A 17,540-nucleotide genomic window follows, 5' to 3' on the forward strand; every position below is an offset into this window, starting at 1 on the left:
CCAGGCCCCGTCTAGTCGTATTTCTGCTTGAACCGGCGCACCAGGTAGGTGGAAACCAGGTTCAACATGAGTGTCACGATGAACAGCACCAGACCCAAGGCGAACGCCGCCAATGTCTTGGGGCTGTCAAATGCCTGATCACCCGTGAGGGCATAGACAATATTCACGGTGACCGTGGTCATATCCTCTAACGGGTTCCAGGTGAGATTGGGGCGCACCCCCGCGGCCATAACGACAATCATTGTCTCGCCGAGTGCGCGGGATACCCCCAGCAGGAAGGCCGAGATCACCCCAGGCAGCGCCGCCGGCAGGATCACCTGCTTGATCGTCTCCGAATGCGTCGTGCCAAGCGCGTAGGCACCCTCACGCAGGCTCTGCGGGATACTGTTGATCACATCGTCCGACAGCGAGGAAATGAACGGGATGATCATGATGCCCATCACGATACCCGGAGAGAGGATATTGCTGTAGGACGCATCCAGTCCGAAAAAGCCCGCGATATCGACAACGATGGGCGTCACCGTGATGGCGGCGAAGAAGCCGTAAACCACCGTCGGGATGCCCGCCAGGATCTCGAGCACCGGCTTGGCAATACCGCGTTGGGTGCGCGTGGCATACTCGGACATAAAAATCGCCGAAAGCAGCCCGATAGGTAGGGCAGTCGCCATAGCAATCGCTGTGACCATGAAGGTGCCCGCAAACAGCGGCACCGAACCAAAGAAGGAGGTCCCTTCTTCAACTTCGTCGCCCCGGCCAGCGGCCTCGAGGAACGTATCCCCGGGTGCCCAGACCGTGCCGGTCACAAACTCCCAAACGCTCACCTCGCGAAAGAAACGCATCGCCTCAAAGACAATCGACAGCACGATGGCGATCGTTGTCATGATCGAGATCAACGCCGCACCCATGAGCAGGAAACGGACAGTGTTATCAAGTACGTTACGGGCGCGAACCTCCGGGCGAATCGCCCGAAGGCCATGGGCAAGCCCAATCGCGGCCACGGCAACGCTAACGATCAACACCAGCTCACGCGCCGGTGAAATCACACCGAAAAGACTGAGAATCGCGGCAGCAAGGGCGACACCAAGTGCCGGCACGCCCATCCACACTACTGAATACCAGCCATACTGCTGTGGCCGGGAATGCATGCTGATCCCTGCAGCCATCTTCGCGATGGCCTTGCCGCGTCCAAGACGGAAGGCCAGTAAGCCAAGCGGCGCAAGCGCGAGCAGCAACAGCAATGTGGTGGTTCCAATGCCCAAAACGCGTCCTCGTATTCCCCGGTCTTCGAGTTAGGACGTCGCTGCCCCACTTGAGCAGGACAGCGACGAAATCGGCGTCAAGTGCTCACAACTCCCTGTGAGCGTCGCGACACCTTAGCCCTCCAAATCACTCCGCTGGAGATCAACCCGGTTCTCGACCCGCTCACGCCATTCGGCGCTCTGGCTGGCAGGCAGCGGGATCAGGCCCTCTTCGATGAGCAGGCCATCGGTACCGATCATGATGTCGTCCATGAACAGGCTGACGTACTCGTCGATGCCCGGCACGACACCCTCGTGGGCTTCCTTGATGTAGAACCAGAGGCTCCGGGCCACCGGATAGTCCTCAGTGGAGATGGACTCCGTGGTCGGCTCGACACCGTCAACCGTCGCGGCCTGAACGACGTCGCTGTTCTCCTCGAGGAAACTGAAACCAAAGATACCCACGGCATCCTTGTTCTCGGTGATCCGCTGAACGATCAGGTTGTCGTTCTCACCGGAATCCACGTAACCGCCGTCGGAGCGAATGTCGGTATACTCTTCCGGGTAGCCGGCAGCCTCACTGGCACCCTCCATGACCAGCTCCTCGAATGCATCACGCGTACCGGAAGTCGTGGGCGGGCCCAGGACTTCGATCTCAGCGTTGGGGAGGCTGGAGTCAATCTCGTTCCAGCTGTCGTACGGATTCTCAACCAACTCGCCGTTCTGCGGCACCTCGGCCGCCACGGCCAGCAGGATCTGCTCACGGGTCAGGGCCAGCGGTTCGTTATCTGCGCTGTGGGCAATGACGATGCCGTCCGAGCCGATCAGCGCCTCGGTGATCTCGGTCACGCCATTGTCCTGGCAGCGATCGAACTCACTGGGCTTCATGCGGCGGGAAGCGTTGGTGATATCCGGGGTGCTGACGCCAACGCCCTCACAGAACAGCTGCAGACCACCGCCGGAGCCCGTGGACTCGATCACCGGGGTCGGGAAGTTCGTGGTGGCGCCGAACTCTTCGACGACGTAGCTGGCGAACGGGTAGACGGTGCTGGAACCAACGATCCGAATCTGATCGCGCTCCTGGGCAACGGCCACGGAGGTCATGCCGGTCAGTGCGGCAGCCGCAGTGGCAAGGGCTGTAGTCTTCCAAGTCTTCATGAGGTCGCTCCTCGTAGTGCTTCAGGTTAGTGCTCCGAGGAGGCTAGGCAAGAAATATGACAGCATCATGACCGCAGGAGCAGCCATGCTTCAAGCGCCGCGGTCATCCGCCCGGGAGGCGGGCTGGGCCTCACGAACCGGGTCGGGGAAGATGCACGAGAAGGTGCTCCCCACCCCGGGTTCGCTGTTTACCTCCAACCGGGCGTTATGGCGCGAGAGCACATGTTTGACGATAGCCAGGCCGAGCCCGGTCCCCCCGTCTCGTGTCGATCGACCACTGTCTACGCGATAAAACCGCTCGGTGAGACGAGGTAGGTGCTGGGGTGCGATACCCCGACCCGTATCTGCAATGGCCAGGCAAGCAACGCCCGCCGCCTCAAACCAGCGCACGTCGATCCGCCCACCCGGTTCCGTGTACTTAATCGCATTGGTGAGCAGGTTTGAAAACGCGCTCCGCAGCTCGTCCCGATCGCCGCGAATGGTCAGCGCCTCATCGACCGTCAGCGTAATGGCGTGGCGTCCGTCACTCAGCGTGCGCGCCTCATCAGCGACCCCGCTTAGCAGATCGGACATATCCAGGGCCATGTGCTCAGCCTCGGGGGCTTCAGTCTCCAGGCGCGAGAGCATCAACAAGTCGTCCACCAACCGGCTCATGCGCTCGATCTGCTGTTCCATGAGGCCGAGCGGTCGCTCCAGTGCATCAGCCTCGGGCAACGCCATTTCCGCCATTTGCTCGCTCATCCCCCGCAACACGGTCAGCGGCGTGCGCAGCTCATGGCTAATGTTGCCCACGAAGTCGCGGCGCATTGTCTCGAGGCGATGGACCTGCGAGACATCGCGTGCCAACAGCAGCTGTTGATCGTTGCCGTAGGGCACCATCCGTATCTCAAGCGTGCGATCCGAGTCCTGCGGGGCCGGGATTTTGACCGGTTCGCTCCAGTCTGCTCGGACCAGATAGGCGGCAAAGTCCGGGTGACGGACAAGGTTGGCAATGCGCTGGCCTTGATCCTGCGGCCAGTTCAGCGGCAGATAGCGGGCCGCGATCTGATTCCACCACTGCATCTCGCCGTATTCATTGAGCACGATCGCGCCGTCCGGCAGGGCATTGGCGCTTTCCCGAAAGCGCCGCAAGAGCATCGCGAGCCGGCGACGCCGTAGTCGATGACGTTGCTGCTGGCGGTTCAGCCCCTCAAAGACATCACCCCAGACGCCTTCGGCACCCGGCGGCGCCTGTTTGCGCGTCCGGCGCAGCCAGTATTCGAGTCGATAAAGCTGTATGCCGTTATAGACCAGTAGGCTGGCAGCACCCAGCAGCAAGCTGGCGAGCAGATGACCCGTGACCAGCCCGGCCAGTAAAAAGAAGGCGCCGCCGAACAGCAGCCGGGCCAGCGCCGCGGGCCAGGGATTACTGCTCAACATGGCAGGGCGCCTCTATTCGGCAGAGAAGCGGTACCCGGCCCCACGCACCGTCTGCACCAGATCGTCGTGACCCGTCGGCGCCAACCCTTTGCGCAGCCTGCGGACATGAACATCGACGGTTCGCTCCTCAACGTAAACGTTCGCTCCCCATACATTATCGAGAAGCTGCGCCCGATTGAATACACGATCCGGGTGGGTCATCAGGAAGTGCAACAGGCGGTACTCCGTAGGCCCCAGCGTAACGGCCCGTCCGTCTGCCGCAATGCGATGACTGACGGGATCAAGCCGCAGGCCACGGATTTCGACCGGTTGGTCACCGGCTGCCGGCTGGGCACGCCGCAGCACAGCCTTGATTCGTGCAAGGAGCTCCTTGGGTGAGAACGGCTTCGCGACGTAGTCATCCGCGCCAATATCCAGTCCCTTGACGCGATCCGCTTCGGCATCCCGAGCCGTGAGCATAATGATCGGCAGATCCCGCGTGGCCCGGTCGCGCTTGAGACGACGCGCAAAATCGATACCGTTTTCGCCCGGCAACATCCAGTCCAGCAGAATCAGATCCGGCTGGCTCAGTCGAATCGCCGCGTCGGCATCCTCCGCTGACTCGGCGTGACGCACGCGATAGCCCGCCCGCTCCAGGGACATTGCAATCATCTCCCGGATCGCCTCTTCGTCCTCCACCAGCAGAATGCTTGCCACGTTGCCACTCCCTATAAAAAAAGCGATGTCACTTTAGCGGCGATTATATTGCGAAATGGTGACAGAGTGGTCATGGCTGGCGGCAGGCGCCGTTGATTGGTAGATTTCAGCGGATGCGCTATTTCATCTCGCTCACCCTGATGCTGGTGATTCTCTGGCTTGGCCTGTCAGGGGTCTACAAGCCTTTGTTATTCATCCTGGGAGCAGGCTCCGTCGGGCTAGTCGTCTGGCTGACGGAGCGGATGGAAGTGCTGGGTGCCGAGCACGACCCCGGCACGCTGTCCTGGCGCCTGCCGGTCTACTGGGGGTGGTTGCTCTGGCAGGTCGTGATCGCCAATCTGATGGTCGCGCGTGCGGTTTTGCAGCCCGGGCGCATCCGTCCCGGCATGTTTGAAGTACAGGCCACTCAGCGCACGCGCGTGGGGCGGGTAACGTACGGTAACTCCATCACGCTGACGCCGGGCACCGTCACCACACGGCTGCGCAGTGATGACGACCGCCTGGAGGTGCACGCACTCCTGCCGGAGGCCGCTGAAGATCTGCGAGGCGGCGCGATGGCGCGCCGTGTCTGCTGGCTCGAGGGCCAGCAATAATGGAGGCCGTCATCCTCGCCACCATCCTGGCTATCTTCGCCACGATGGCTTTTGGCGTTTGGCGCGCCATTCAGGGGCCGTCGGTCTACGACACCATCGTGGGGGTCAATGTCGTTGGCACGAAGACCGTTCTGCTCATCGCGCTCATTACCCACTTTACCGGCCATGCTGATTTGATCGATGTGGCCCTTGTCTACGCGCTGATTAATTTCATCGCTGTGGTGGCCATTCTTAAACTGGTGCGGCGCGGCGATCTGGCCGCGAGTGGAGAAGGCAGCCATGACTGAGGGCATTCTGAATGTCGCCAGCGCGCTCATGCTACTCGGTGGAGGGGCGTTCGCCGTGATCGGAGGCGTTGGGCTTGTGCGCTTTCCGGATGTCTACACGCGCCTGCATGCCGGGGGCATCACGGATACGCTGGCACCGCTGCTCATTATGGGTGGCCTGCTGCTGCAATCCGGCATCAGCGTGCTGTCGTTCAAGCTGCTGCTGATTTTGCTCTTTTTGTTGTTCACGACACCGACGGCTTCCCACGCCACTGCGCGGGCGGCGATGGCAGCCGGCCTGAAACCGGTCACCCATGAGGATTCAGCTGCCTCAGGAGGCCCGTCATCGAGCACCTGATCGATATCGTCCTGCTGCTCTTTCTGATCGTTGTTGCGGTCTCCGTTGTCCTCACACGAGACCTGCTGAAGGCGACGATGCTGTTCGCGATTTACTCGCTGATCATCGCCGGGTTGTTTGCGACGCTTGATGCCGGTGACGTCGCCCTGACCGAGGCCGCTGTTGGCGCGGGTATCAGCACCGTACTCATTCTCGCCGTCCTCACCCTGGTCCCGCGCCGTGAACACCGTCACGCCGGCCACAGCATTCCCGCGCTCATCATCGTCACGATCACCGGGGCCGCTCTGATTTATGCCACCTTCGATCTCCCGGAGTTCGGTGATTTCAATAACCCGGTGCATCAGCACGTGGGGCCGTATTTCATTGAACAGACCTATTCGGACATGGGCATACCGAACATGGTGGCCGCGGTGCTCGCGAGTTACCGCTCAATCGATACGATGGGTGAGGCGGTCGTCATTCTTACCGCAGGCATCGCGGTTTATGCGCTGCTCTCGGTGCCACCCCGGCGTCGTCGCCGCGATCAGGAGCGGGATTCATGAAAGACAATGCCATTCTGGTCGTTGTCGCCCGCTTCGTGATCCCACTGGTCATGCTCTTCGGGCTCTATGTGCAATTTCACGGGGAGTACTCCCCCGGTGGCGGCTTCCAGGCCGGCGTCATCTTCGCGGCGGGCTGGATTCTGTTCGTCTTTATCTACGGCCTCGAGACCGGCCTGCGCATCATCCCCGAGCGGCTGATCTATACCCTCGCCTGCCTCGGCGTCCTGCTTTACTGCCTGATGGGTGTCCTCGGCGTGGTCATGGGTGGGCGGTTTCTGGACTTCGACCCCCTGCTCGACTCACCCCATGCGGCCCAGCAGGCTGGCATTATTCTGGTCGAGTTCGGGGTAGGCGTGACCGTTGCCACCGTGGTCATGTTGTTCTTCGTGATGTTCGCCCGGCGCCGCAGCGAGGTCATTGCCGCGGGCCTTGACCCCGATGCTGAGGCGGAGGACCCCGAGCGATGACCGTCCTCAGCCTGTTCAACTACTGGGCGGTCGTCGTACTGATGATGATCGGCTACTACTGCGTGATCGTCCGCGGGAATATGATCAAGAAGATCATCGGCCTGGGCATTTTCCAAACCTCCGTGTTTATCCTGTTTATCTCGGCGGGCAAGGTTCTGGGTGGCTCCACGCCCATCCTGCGCGACGGGGTCAGCATCTACTCCAACCCCCTGCCCCATGTCCTGATCCTGACCGCCATTGTAGTGGGTATTGCCACAACGGCGGTGGGCCTGGCCCTCACCGTGCGTATTCGTGAGGCATTCGGCAGCATCGATGACGACGATCTCGATGCCGCGCAAAAGGACGACGCCGAATGATCGACACCATCACCGAGATGATGCCGTTCATTGTTCTGGTCCCGCTGATTGCCGGGCCGATCTGCGCGCTGCTGCCCGGCCGTGGCCTACCCTGGGCACTCGCCACGATCAGTGCCAGCGTAGCCTTTGTGCTGGCCGCGATGACCCTCGGCGCCGTCTTCCATGGCGAAACCCTGCGCTATGCCTTCGGTGACTGGGCACCGCCCATCGGTATCGAATACCGGGTCGATGCCGCCAATGCCTTCGTCGCGCTGTTGATCACCGGCATGGCCGCGATACTGCTTCCCTGGGGCAAGGCGCTGGTGGATGACGAAGTCCCTGAGCGCCAGGGCAGCTTTTACGGGCTCTTTCTCATCGCCCTCGCCGGGCTGCTGGGCATCACGCTCACTGGCGATGTCTTCAACGTCTTTGTGTTTCTGGAGATTTCCTCGCTGGCCACCTACGGCCTGATCGCCCACGGCCGTGACCGGCGCGCGCTGCTGGCCGCCTTTCGTTACCTCGTCATGGGCACGGTCGGCGCGACCTTTCTGCTGATCGGTATCGCCTTTATGTACATCCTGACCGGGTCGCTCAACATGGTGGATTTGGCCGAGCGCCTGCCGGTCGGCGAGGGATCCCGTGCGCTGCAAGTAGGCCTGGGGTTCATCGTGGTCGGGCTGTCCATCAAACTCGCGCTTTTCCCCCTGCATCACTGGCTACCCAACGCCTATACCTATGCGCCCACGCTGATCAGCACCTTCCTGGCCGCGACGGCCACCAAGGTCGCGCTCTATGTGATGCTGCGCTTTATTTTCGATATTTTTGGGCCGGCCTACAGCTTCATGGCCCTGCCACTGAGTACCGGCTTCATGGTGCTGGCACTGGCTGGGATGTTCGCGGGCTCATGGCTGGCGATCTTCCAGAACAACCTGAAGCGCATGCTGGCTTACTCCTCAGTCGCTCAGGTGGGCTACATGGTGCTGGGCGTGAGCCTGGTCACCGTCGCCGGACTGATGGCCGCTTTCCTGCACCTGTTCAATCACGGCTTAATGAAAGCCGCCCTCTTTGCCAGTGCGGGATTGATCCTCTATCGCACCGGCAGCCTGCGCATGGACGCGCTACGCGGAATCGGCCGCCAGATGCCCTGGACGCTGACCGCTTTCGCCCTGGCCGGGGTCAGTCTTGTCGGCGTGCCGCCCACGGCCGGCTTCATCAGCAAGTGGTATCTGATCAGTGCCGCGATCGAGGCTGATCAGCTCTGGCTGGTCGTGCTGATTCTGGTGACCTCGTTGATGGCGCTGATCTACATCGCGCGGATCATTGAGATCGTCTGGCTGCAGCCCCGCCCCGAGGGGGCACCGGTGGTTAAAGAGGTCCCGTGGGGGCTTCTTGTCCCGGTCTGGATGCTCGTGGCCGCGAACTTTTACTTCGGCATTGATACGCGCCTCACCGTGGGTGCCGCCAGCGCTGCCGCACAGGCCCTAACCGGCGGAGCGCCGCTGCCATGAGCCCGGTCATAGCGGTCATCATCCCGTTTCTCGGGGCCCTGGCGATTGCGGTGGCCGCCGGCCAGCCACGCCTGCGCGATACCCTGAGCTTTTTGCTGCCAATCCCTCTGTTCCTGACCGTCGTCAGCGTCGCGATCATCCGCCTGGGCCTGGGTGACCCGATGATCCAGCCGCTCATCGAGCTGGTACCCGGTCTTGCGATCACACTCGCCGTTCAGCCCCTGGGCCTGACGTTCGCACTCCTTGCCGCCACGCTCTATCTGGCCGCTACGCCCTATGCCATCGGTTACATGCGGGCAGGCGGCTATGACCACCTGGGTCGGTTCATGGCGTGTTATGCCATTGCCCTGGGCGCCACGATGGGTATCGCCTTTGCCGAGAACCTGCTCACGCTCTATGTGTTCTACGAGATCCTGTCGATCTCGACGTACCCGCTGGTCGCCCACACCGGAACAGACAAGGCACGCGCCGGCGCCCGAACCTACATTGCCCTGCTGCTGGTCACCAGCGTGGGGCTCATGCTCCCGGCCATGATCTGGATCTGGCAAGCCGCCGGAACGCTGAGCTTCACCAGCGGTGGCATCCTCGCCGGTCAAGTCGGACCGGGTGCCGGCGCCGCCCTTCTGGTCATCCTGCTCTACGGCATCGGCAAGGCCGCACTGATGCCATTTCACCGCTGGCTGCCCGCCGCGATGGTGGCGCCAACCCCCGTCTCTGCCCTCCTGCACGCGGTGGCGGTTGTCAAGGCCGGTGTGTTCAGCGTGTTGACCGTCGTGCTCTACATTTTCGGACTGGATTACGTCGTCACACTCGTCACCCAGCCGGTGATGCTCTACCTCGCGGTGTTCACCATGATCGCCGCCTCACTCGTTGCCCTCCATCAGGACAACCTCAAGTCGCGGCTGGCCTATTCGACGGTGAGTCAACTGGCGTATATCGTCACTGGCACTTTGCTGGCTACCGAGCTCTCGGCCCTCGGCGGCGGCCTGCACATGCTCATGCACGGCTTTGGCAAGATCACCCTGTTTTTCTGCGCCGGCGCGATCTATGTGGCCAGTGGCATCAACACCGTGAGTGGCATGAATGGGCTCGCCCGGCGCATGCCGCTGACCATGCTTGCCTTTTTTATCGGTGCGCTCTGCGTCATTGGGCTACCACCGACCGGGGGCTTCTGGAGCAAGTGGTATCTGGTGAACGGCGCCTGGCTCGCTGAGCATTACGTCATCGTGGCGGCTTTCGTGCTGAGCACATTGCTCAATATCGCGTATCTGCTCCCACCGGTCATGCGGGCCTTCCTGAAACCGCTACCCGAGGGAGATTCAGCAGCCCCTGTCCGGATTCAGGAGGCCCCCGCGCTGTGTCTAATTCCGCTTCTGGTGACAGCAGCGGGCACGCTTGTGCTCTTTGTACTGGCTGACCCTGCCCTTCAAATGCTGAAGATGGGGATTTCCTCATGACTGGGGTTAACGCGACCGCTCGCCTACTGGAAGCGATCATTCGTCGGGCACGCGCACTGCGATGGCTCATGGTGGGCTTGATGGTGACCGTGGTGGTGATCGATTTTTTCAAGCCCAGTCCCTACAGCCGCTTTTTCTGGGATACGATCCCGGGCTTTACCGCAGGGTATGCCTTCCTGGGGGCCTTGGTGCTCATTGGGGTGTACAAGGCGATCGGCTTCGGTCTGGTCTACCGGTCACCGGATTATTATCGCAAGACAGGTGACGACGACGGGGCGTCAACATGATCGGCGCGTGGTTACATCCGGCTTTGCTGCTGGCGTTTGGTGCGCTGCCCTTTGCCGTGCTGCAAGGGCGCGCCCGCCAGGTCTGGCAGCTGGCGCTGCCCCTCGTGGTGCTCTTTGTGGTGATCGGTCTCGAGTCGGGTACCCGCACCACCCTCACCCTGGCCGGGCTGGAATTGACGCCGCTGCGCGTAGACGGCCTCAGCCTCGTATTTGCCTATATCTTCGCGCTCATCCTACTCATCGGGAACCTCTTCGCCCTGCAAGTCGACGATGCCGCACAGCATGTCGCGGCAACGCTCTACGCTGCCTCCGCACTGGGCGCCGTCCTCGCCGGCGATCTCGTCACCCTGTATGTTTTCTGGGAAGTCATGGTGATCGCCTCGGTGTGGCTCATCTGGCGCCGGCGCCAGCAGGCAGCGTATGACGCGGGCTTTCGCTACCTCATCGTCCATGCACTCGGCGGGATGCTGCTCTTTGTCGGCGTGATCGCCTATTACCTGCACACCGGCAGTCTGGCCTTTGAGCCCATCGACAACGCGGGCGTGGCCTTTTACCTCATCCTGGCGGCATTCCTGATTAACGCCGCGGCGCCGCCGCTCCATGCCTGGCTACCCGACGCCTACCCCGAGGCCACGGTCACCGGCACGGTCTTTTTGAGTGCTTTTACCACCAAGACCGCGGTCTACGTGCTCGCCCGGGGCTTCCCTGGAACCGAGTTCCTGGTTTGGCTGGGCGTCGGCATGACGCTTTACGGCGTCACCTACGCGTTTCTCGTCAACGACATCCGACGGTTGCTCTCCTACCACATCATGAGCCAGGTCGGTTACATGGTGGCGGGGGTTGGCATTGGCAGCACGCTCGCCATCAGCGGGACCGCAGCCCATGCATTTACTCATATCTTGTATAAGGCCTTGTTGCTGATGGGCGCCGGGGCCGTGCTGCAGATGACCGGGCGCAGCCGGCTCACCGAACTTGGCGGGCTGTATCGCAGCATGCCGGTCACGTTCCTGCTCTATATGGTCGGCGGCCTGTCGATTTCCGCGTTCCCACTGTTCAGCGGGTTTGTCAGCAAGACAATGATCATCGAGGCCGCAGCCGTCGATGGCCGCGGCGTGGTCTTTTTGCTGATGATGCTCGCCGGCGTGGGGACCTTCATGAGCACCACGCTCAAGCTGCCGTATTTCACTTTCCTCGGCCGGGATGCCGGCCTGCGACCGCCCGAAGCGCCACTGAACATGCGCCTTGCCATGGGCATCGCCGCGCTACTGTGCTTTTTGATCGGCATTGTCCCCGGCCCGCTCTACGCGATCCTGCCTTATGCGGTGGACTATGACGCCTACACCGCGAGCCACCTGCTCAAGGAAATGCAGCTGCTGCTGTTCACAGGCCTCGGGTTTTTCCTCTTCATCCGCGTACTCGGTGGGAAAGAGAAAATCAGCCTGGACCTTGACTGGTTCTATCGTGTGCCGGGTTTGCACGGGCTGCGCGCCGCGCGCGACCAGTTCAGCGCCGTCAATCAAGGGAGCCGCGAGGCGGTGATGCGCATCCTGCGACACGCTGAACAACGCGCGCAGGCCATGCGCGTCAGTGGCTGGCCACTGCGTAGCTGGCCGACCGGCTCAATGGCCCTGTGGACAGCCGTGGTACTCGCGCTGCTGTTGGTCTTTGGCTTCGGCCGATAGGCCCGTACCGAGCAAAAAGGCGGGATGTGGTGCCGGCGCACGGATTCGAACCGCGGACCTACGCATTACGAATGCGTTGCTCTACCAACTGAGCTACGCCGGCCGCAAAGAGGCAATGTTAGACGAGCCGCCCGGGGCAGACAAGCGCTACCGCCAGCAGCGATTGAGGCGATCGGGGTCCTCGATGGCCTGTCCCGATGCGGTCATCGCACCCCGGCGACCCACATCCTGATACACCAGAATCGTGCAGACATCGCCCGGCGCGCTGGTCAGGCGTCGAGCCCTTAGCTGCCAGCGATTCGCGGCTTGCGTTTGCGCAGCCCAGGTGGCTGTCCCCGGTACGCCTGCCTCGAAACGATAGCGATCCGTCAGCGCCGAGCGACAATCCAGTTCGGCTTTGCCAGGCCAGAAGTCCTCGTAACTCCCGGTCACGGCAGCATGACGCTCCAGCAGCACCCCCAGGTTAATCAGGCAGGCCGCAGCCTGGGCGCGCTCGGCGCGCTCAATGGGTGCCCGATAGGCCGGCACGGCCAGCGTCACCAGCAAGGCAAGAATACCCAGGGCGAGCATTAACTCGATGAGTGTGAAACCGGCGGATGAACGAGCGAGCCTGCGCATGCCCAGAGCCTGCCGCCATTCATCAGACAGGCGCCGACCCCACCCGATCGCTGCGCTAGATTATGCGACAGAAGGCCTCCGGCACAGAGCATCGCATGGCACAGCATGGCACCACATTGACGGAACTCCTGCTAGCCGTCGCCCTTATGGCCTTATTAACGGCTATGGCGCTACCGAGTTTTTCCGGGCTGGTACAAAAAGACCGCCTGACGCAGACCAGTGAGCGGCTGTATCGCGACCTCACCCATGCGCGGGCCCAGGCGATTCAGCGCGGACAACCGGTGGCCCTGGTCGCCCATCCGGCGGGTTGGGATCATGGCTGGACGGTATTCGTGGATACGAACCATAACCGCCAACGCGAGACGGGCGAGTCACTGCTGCGGGATGCCCCAGCGCTCCCGCCAGGCTTTGCGCTATCCACTAACGCCGGGATTGGCAGGGCCATCGGCTATCGTGGCGACGGTCGCAGCGAGCGGCCGAATGGTGGGTTACAAATGGGAACCTGGCTGCTCTGTGATGGCGGCGGCACCGCCACCCCAGGACACGCCGTTACGCTGGTGGTGAGCGCAACAGGACGGGCCCGAATCAGTCCATCATCCGATCACCTGGATGGGTCACCGTGTTAAGACGACTCCACCGCCGACTTGATCTCGCCGCGCTTTGGAATGGCTCGCAAGAGATCTCGCGGCATGGAAAACACGACGTCTTCGGTGTAACTGCCCGACAGATCCGGGCGTTGGGCACCCCATGCTGCCAGCTGATCAATCACGGCCCGGACCAGTGACTCCGGTGCGGATGCGCCAGCGGTCACACCGATCCGATCGGCCTGTGCAACCCAGTCACGATCAATCTCTTCGGCGAGGTCGACTTGATAGGCCGCGACGCCCATGCGGTCCGCCAGTTCGGTGAGACGTCGAGTATTCGAGCTGTTGCGGGAGCCAACCACCAGCATCACATCCACATCCTCCGCTAATTCACGCACGGCATCCTGGCGGTTTTGCGTGGCATAGCAGATGTCATCCTTACGCGGTGCCTCGATGGCCGGGAAGCGGGCTTTAAGCGCCTCAATCACCGTTGCCGTATCGTCCATGGACAAGGTCGTCTGACTGACAAAGGCCAGGTTACCCTCGTCACGCACCTTGAGCGCGCGCGCATCCTCGGGCGTTTCCACCAGATAGATGCCCCCTTGGGCGGCCTTCTCACCAACGTACTGACCCAGCGTGCCCTCGACCTCCGGATGCCCGTCGTGCCCGATCAGGATCACCTCGCGACCCGCCCGGGCATGCTTGCGCACTTCCATATGCACCTTGGTGACCAGCGGACAGGTGGCATCAAACACATGCAGGCCACGTTCGACAGCCTCATCCCGTACCGTCTGGCTAACGCCGTGGGCCGAGAAGATCAACGTTGAGCCTTCCGGCACATCATCCAGCGCTTCAACGAAGATCGCGCCCTTGTCCCGCAGCTCGTCGACCACCGTGCGGTTATGCACCACCTCATGGCGGACATAGATGGGCTGGCCAAATGCCTCAAGCGCCTGCTCGACGATGCTGATCGCCCGGTCCACACCGGCGCAGAAGCCGCGAGGGTTGGCGAGTCTTATTTCCTGCATGATCTCGAATCTCTTAATACGCTCAATAAAATGGCGATGACCCCCAGCGTAATAGCGGAATCCGCCAGATTGAAGGCAGGCCAGTGCCACTCACCGTAGTAGACATCGATGAAATCGACTACCGCGCCCAGATACAGCCGATCAATCAGATTGCCGATGGCACCGCCGAGGACCCCGGCCAGCCCCAGCATCTGGAGTCGGTCGCGGCGCGATACACCCGCCAGCCAGTACACCAGATAAGCACTGATGGCGAGGGCAAGCCCACTCAGCAGCCAGCGCTGCCAACCGCCGCTTGCGGCAAGAAAACTAAACGCGGCGCCCGGGTTGAAGGCGAGCGTGACATTCAGCCCCGGGGCAACGGCGACCGGCTGATATGGGGCCAGCTGCGCCAGGGCCAGCCATTTCGTCAGCTGATCGGCAATGACCACCGTACCGGCCAGGCTCACGCCTGGCCACAGGGCAGAGGGCGCCCGGGCCGTTTCAGGCAAACCGTCGCTGCTCGCCATCGCCGGCCACATTGGTCACGCATCGCCCACACAATGCCGGGTGGTCTGGGTCTGCACCCACATCCGCCCGGCGGTGCCAACAGCGCTCGCACTTTGCGTGCGAGCTCGGCTGCACCTGGAAGCGAAATCGCGTGCCATCCTCAAGTTGGCCTGACTCCGCGTCGGGACCCGCCGCCTCCAGGGCGTGGACGCGCACATCAGAGGTAATCAACAAAAACCGCAGCTCTTCGCCCAGCAGACCCCAGCGCGTTGCCAAGGGCTCGCTGCAGTAAAGATCGACCTCGGCCTCCAGCGTCGAGCCGAGCATCTGCTCGTTACGCAGGCCTTCGATGCGCTTGGCGATCACCTCGCGCAACTGCAGGATCTCTTCCCAGAAGTCGTGATCAAGCGTCTCTTCACCCAGGCTGGAGAGCCCGTCATACCACTCGGCGGCAAAGACGGGGCCGTTGCGCTCACCCGGCAGATGCTCCCAGATTTCATCGGCCGTGAACGACAAAACCGGCATAAGCCAGCGCACCAGCGCCTCGGCAATGTGCCACATCGCCGTCTGGGCAGAACGCCGGGCGAGGCTGTCTGCCGGCGTGGTGTACTGGCGGTCCTTAATAACATCCAGGTAAAAGCCACCCAACTCGAACACACAAAAATGATGCACGCGCTGGTAGAGCTGCAGGAAATCGTGGCGGTCACCATCCTCACGGATCACCGCCTGTAACTGGCGGGCGCGATCAACAGCCCAGCGATCCAGAGGCAGCATGTCCTCGGGTGACACTGCGTTAGTGGCCGGATCGAAGCCGTTCAGATTACCCAACAGGAACCGGGCCGTGTTCCGAAGGCGGCGATAGGCATCTGCCGTGCGCTTGAGAATGTCATCAGAGACGGCGATCTCCCCGGAGTAGTCCGAAGAGGCGACCCACAACCGCAAAATATCCGCCCCCAGTACATTCATGACCTCCTGGGGCGCAATCACATTCCCACGCGATTTGGACATCTTCCGGCCCTGCTCATCGACGGTGAAACCGTGCGTGAGCACGCTCCGGTAAGGCGGTTTGCCGTTGATCATCATCGAGGTCAGCAGCGATGACTGGAACCAGCCGCGGTACTGGTCACTGCCCTCCAGATAGAGATCCGCCGGCCAGCCCAGATCATCGCGATCCCGTAACACGGTGGCATGGGTCGTCCCCGAATCGAACCAGACATCCAGGATGTCCGTGACCTTCTGGTAGCGACTCGCGTCCTCGCCCAGCAGATCAGCCGGGTCGAGATCGAACCAGGCATCAATGCCCTCGACTTCCATGCGCTTTGCGACCGCTTCGATCAGCTCATCGGTATTCGGGTGCGGCTCGCCGGTCTCGCGATCCACAAACAAGGCGATTGGCACGCCCCAGTTTCTTTGCCGTGAGATACACCACTCCGGGCGATTACGCACCATCGCCGCCATGCGCTCCTCACCCCAGGCCGGAATCCACTCAACCCCCGGCAGGGCGGCAAGGGTCTTTTCACGAACCTGACCTGCCTCCAGGTTGAGAAACCACTGCGGTGTGGCCCGGAAGAGAATCGGTGTTTTATGACGCCAGCAATGGGGATAACTGTGCTGATAGGGCGCGTGGTGAATGAGAGCACCCTCAGACTCCAGGCGCTTGACGATGTCGCGGTTCGCCGTGAAAGCGAACTGACCTTTGAAATCCCCATGCAGGAATCGGCCGTCATCGTCCAGCGGATTATCGAGCGGAAGGTCATATTGCTGGCCTACATGAAAGTCATCCACGCCATGCGCCGGGGCCGTGTGCACGGCCCCCGTGCCCGCCTCCGTGGTGACATGCTCGCCGAGAATGACGGGGACCTGGCGATCCAGCCAGGGGTGCTTGAGACTGAAGCCCTCGAGATGGCGGCCAAGACAGCGCCCGACAATGCCGTAATGCTCGATCCCGTAGCGCTCGAGCGCTGTCTCGTGCAGCGCCTCTGCCAGCAACAGTAACTCGCGACCGTGCTCGACTGACACCAGCACATAGTCGAGATCCGGATGCAGAGCGACCCCCCGGTTAGCCGGAATGGTCCAGGGGGTCGTGGTCCAGATCACCAGCGACAGCGGCTGATCATCGGCACTCACCGTGGCACCGCAGCGCCTGGCGATCCCCTCGGCATCAAGGGCCTCGAAGCGCACATCAACCGCCGGCGAGGTGTGATCCTCGTACTCCACTTCGGCCTCCGCCAGCGCCGAGCCACAGTCCGTGCACCAATGCACCGGCTTGAAGCCACGCTTGAGATGACCATTGCGCACGATCTCACCGAGCGCACGAAGGATATTGGCCTCGGTTTGCGGGCGCATCGTCAGGTAGGGGTTATCCCAGTCACCGAGCACGCCCAGACGCTGGAAATCTTCAGTCTGTCCGGCGACCTGTTCGGTAGCGAAGGCCCGGCAGGCATCTCGGAACGCCCGCGGCGAGACTTGGTCACCCGCTTTACCGATGTCCTGCTCTACCTTGTGCTCAATGGGCAGCCCATGGCAGTCCCAGCCCGGCACATAAACCGCGTCATAGCCGTTCAGGCCCTGTGTTTTGACGATAATGTCCTTGAGGATCTTGTTGACGGCATGGCCGATGTGAATGTCGCCGTTCGCATACGGCGGGCCGTCATGCAGGATGTAGCGCTCGCGGCCTGCCCGAGCCTCGCGAATGCGCTGGTAAACCCCCTCCTCACGCCAACGGGCCAGTCGCGCCGGCTCACTTTTGGCGAGACCGGCGCGCATGGGGAAGTCGGTCTTCGGCAGATTCAGGGTGTCCTTGTAATCGCTCACGGGT

At 62.0% G+C, this 17,540-nt stretch carries 19 protein-coding genes and 1 tRNA gene; 11 read left to right on the plus strand and 9 right to left on the minus strand.

The genetic code is table 11. The annotated features are described in order from the left end of the window. Positions 1-11: 11 nt before the first annotated feature. From pstC to phoB, 4 genes are all read right to left on the minus strand, one after another. Positions 12-1,259: a phosphate ABC transporter permease subunit PstC gene (gene pstC, locus SPISAL_RS06710; protein WP_016353724.1), complete on the minus strand. Its 1,248-nt coding sequence runs from the start codon at positions 1,257-1,259 to the stop codon at positions 12-14. A 114-nt stretch (positions 1,260-1,373) separates the two neighbouring features. Then, positions 1,374-2,396, minus strand: a complete 1,023-nt coding sequence (locus SPISAL_RS06715) for a substrate-binding domain-containing protein (protein ID WP_016353725.1) — start codon at positions 2,394-2,396, stop codon at positions 1,374-1,376. Positions 2,397-2,486: 90 nt separating this feature from the next. Further along, positions 2,487-3,815 (minus strand): phosphate regulon sensor histidine kinase PhoR, encoded by a 1,329-nt coding sequence (gene phoR / locus SPISAL_RS06720; protein WP_016353726.1) that lies wholly within the window; start codon positions 3,813-3,815, stop codon positions 2,487-2,489. A gap of 12 nt (positions 3,816-3,827) precedes the next feature. Then, entirely contained in the window at positions 3,828-4,511 is a 684-nt protein-coding gene (gene phoB / locus SPISAL_RS06725) for a phosphate regulon transcriptional regulator PhoB (protein ID WP_016353727.1), read from the minus strand. Positions 4,512-4,624: 113 nt separating this feature from the next. On the opposite strand from phoB, the gene SPISAL_RS06730 reads away from it, so the two are divergent. Genes SPISAL_RS06730 through SPISAL_RS06775 form a run of 10 tightly spaced genes read left to right on the plus strand, consistent with a single transcriptional unit; the run spans position 4,625 to position 12,006 of the window. Then, positions 4,625-5,104 carry a Na+/H+ antiporter subunit E gene (locus SPISAL_RS06730; RefSeq protein WP_016353728.1) on the plus strand — a complete coding sequence of 160 codons (480 nt, stop codon included), beginning with the start codon at positions 4,625-4,627 and terminating at the stop codon, positions 5,102-5,104. Further along, positions 5,104-5,391 carry an MrpF/PhaF family protein gene (locus SPISAL_RS06735; protein WP_016353729.1) on the plus strand — a complete coding sequence of 96 codons (288 nt, stop codon included), beginning with the start codon at positions 5,104-5,106 and terminating at the stop codon, positions 5,389-5,391. Before SPISAL_RS06730 ends, SPISAL_RS06735 begins: the two co-directional genes overlap by 1 nt. Then, positions 5,384-5,728, plus strand: coding sequence for a monovalent cation/H(+) antiporter subunit G (gene mnhG, locus SPISAL_RS06740; RefSeq protein WP_016353730.1), 345 nt, complete (start codon positions 5,384-5,386; stop codon positions 5,726-5,728). The genes SPISAL_RS06735 and mnhG overlap by 8 nt, the downstream gene beginning before the upstream one ends. Positions 5,729-5,754: 26 nt before the next feature. Next, positions 5,755-6,270, plus strand: coding sequence for a DUF4040 domain-containing protein (locus SPISAL_RS06745; RefSeq protein ID WP_245539918.1), 516 nt, complete (start codon positions 5,755-5,757; stop codon positions 6,268-6,270). Next, positions 6,267-6,737 (plus strand): Na(+)/H(+) antiporter subunit B, encoded by a 471-nt coding sequence (locus SPISAL_RS06750; RefSeq protein WP_016353732.1) that lies wholly within the window; start codon positions 6,267-6,269, stop codon positions 6,735-6,737. The genes SPISAL_RS06745 and SPISAL_RS06750 overlap by 4 nt, the downstream gene beginning before the upstream one ends. Further along, a complete protein-coding gene (locus SPISAL_RS06755; RefSeq protein WP_016353733.1) occupies positions 6,734-7,093 on the plus strand; it encodes a cation:proton antiporter subunit C in 360 nt (119 codons plus the stop codon). Before SPISAL_RS06750 ends, SPISAL_RS06755 begins: the two co-directional genes overlap by 4 nt. Beyond that, on the plus strand, positions 7,090-8,580 hold the full coding sequence (locus tag SPISAL_RS06760; RefSeq protein ID WP_016353734.1) for a monovalent cation/H+ antiporter subunit D family protein: 1,491 nt from the start codon (positions 7,090-7,092) through the stop codon (positions 8,578-8,580). The genes SPISAL_RS06755 and SPISAL_RS06760 overlap by 4 nt, the downstream gene beginning before the upstream one ends. Further along, positions 8,577-10,037, plus strand: a complete 1,461-nt coding sequence (locus SPISAL_RS06765) for a proton-conducting transporter transmembrane domain-containing protein (RefSeq protein WP_016353735.1) — start codon at positions 8,577-8,579, stop codon at positions 10,035-10,037. Before SPISAL_RS06760 ends, SPISAL_RS06765 begins: the two co-directional genes overlap by 4 nt. Beyond that, entirely contained in the window at positions 10,034-10,324 is a 291-nt protein-coding gene (locus SPISAL_RS06770) for a hypothetical protein (RefSeq protein ID WP_016353736.1), read from the plus strand. The genes SPISAL_RS06765 and SPISAL_RS06770 overlap by 4 nt, the downstream gene beginning before the upstream one ends. After that, complete coding sequence (locus SPISAL_RS06775; protein ID WP_016353737.1) at positions 10,321-12,006, plus strand: Na(+)/H(+) antiporter subunit D; 1,686 nt, start codon at positions 10,321-10,323, stop codon at positions 12,004-12,006. Before SPISAL_RS06770 ends, SPISAL_RS06775 begins: the two co-directional genes overlap by 4 nt. 27 nt (positions 12,007-12,033) lie before the next feature. On the opposite strand, the gene SPISAL_RS06780 is transcribed toward SPISAL_RS06775, so the two are convergent. Both SPISAL_RS06780 and SPISAL_RS08705 read right to left on the minus strand, forming a co-directional pair. Then, positions 12,034-12,109: transfer RNA gene (locus SPISAL_RS06780), tRNA-Thr, on the minus strand. Between the two features lie 44 nt (positions 12,110-12,153). After that, positions 12,154-12,624: a type IV pilin protein gene (locus SPISAL_RS08705; protein ID WP_016353738.1), complete on the minus strand. Its 471-nt coding sequence runs from the start codon at positions 12,622-12,624 to the stop codon at positions 12,154-12,156. A 95-nt stretch (positions 12,625-12,719) separates the two neighbouring features. Between SPISAL_RS08705 and SPISAL_RS06790 the strand changes: the two genes are divergently transcribed. Then, a complete protein-coding gene (locus SPISAL_RS06790) occupies positions 12,720-13,250 on the plus strand; it encodes a GspH/FimT family protein (protein ID WP_187287963.1) in 531 nt (176 codons plus the stop codon). On the opposite strand, the gene ispH is transcribed toward SPISAL_RS06790, so the two are convergent. From ispH to ileS, 3 genes are read right to left on the minus strand one after another with little or no spacing between them, the layout of a single operon-like run. Next, a complete protein-coding gene (gene ispH, locus SPISAL_RS06795; RefSeq protein ID WP_016353740.1) occupies positions 13,247-14,236 on the minus strand; it encodes a 4-hydroxy-3-methylbut-2-enyl diphosphate reductase in 990 nt (329 codons plus the stop codon). The genes SPISAL_RS06790 and ispH overlap by 4 nt on opposite strands. Continuing rightward, a complete protein-coding gene (gene lspA, locus SPISAL_RS06800) occupies positions 14,224-14,742 on the minus strand; it encodes a signal peptidase II (RefSeq protein WP_051111930.1) in 519 nt (172 codons plus the stop codon). The genes ispH and lspA overlap by 13 nt, the downstream gene beginning before the upstream one ends. Beyond that, positions 14,717-17,536 carry an isoleucine--tRNA ligase gene (gene ileS, locus SPISAL_RS06805; RefSeq protein WP_041389821.1) on the minus strand — a complete coding sequence of 940 codons (2,820 nt, stop codon included), beginning with the start codon at positions 17,534-17,536 and terminating at the stop codon, positions 14,717-14,719. The genes lspA and ileS overlap by 26 nt, the downstream gene beginning before the upstream one ends. Positions 17,537-17,540 lie beyond the last annotated feature (4 nt).

Origin of the sequence: Spiribacter salinus M19-40 (assembly GCF_000319575.2) — a bacterium.
In the GTDB taxonomy this organism is placed as follows: Bacteria; Pseudomonadota; Gammaproteobacteria; order Nitrococcales; family Nitrococcaceae; genus Spiribacter; species Spiribacter salinus.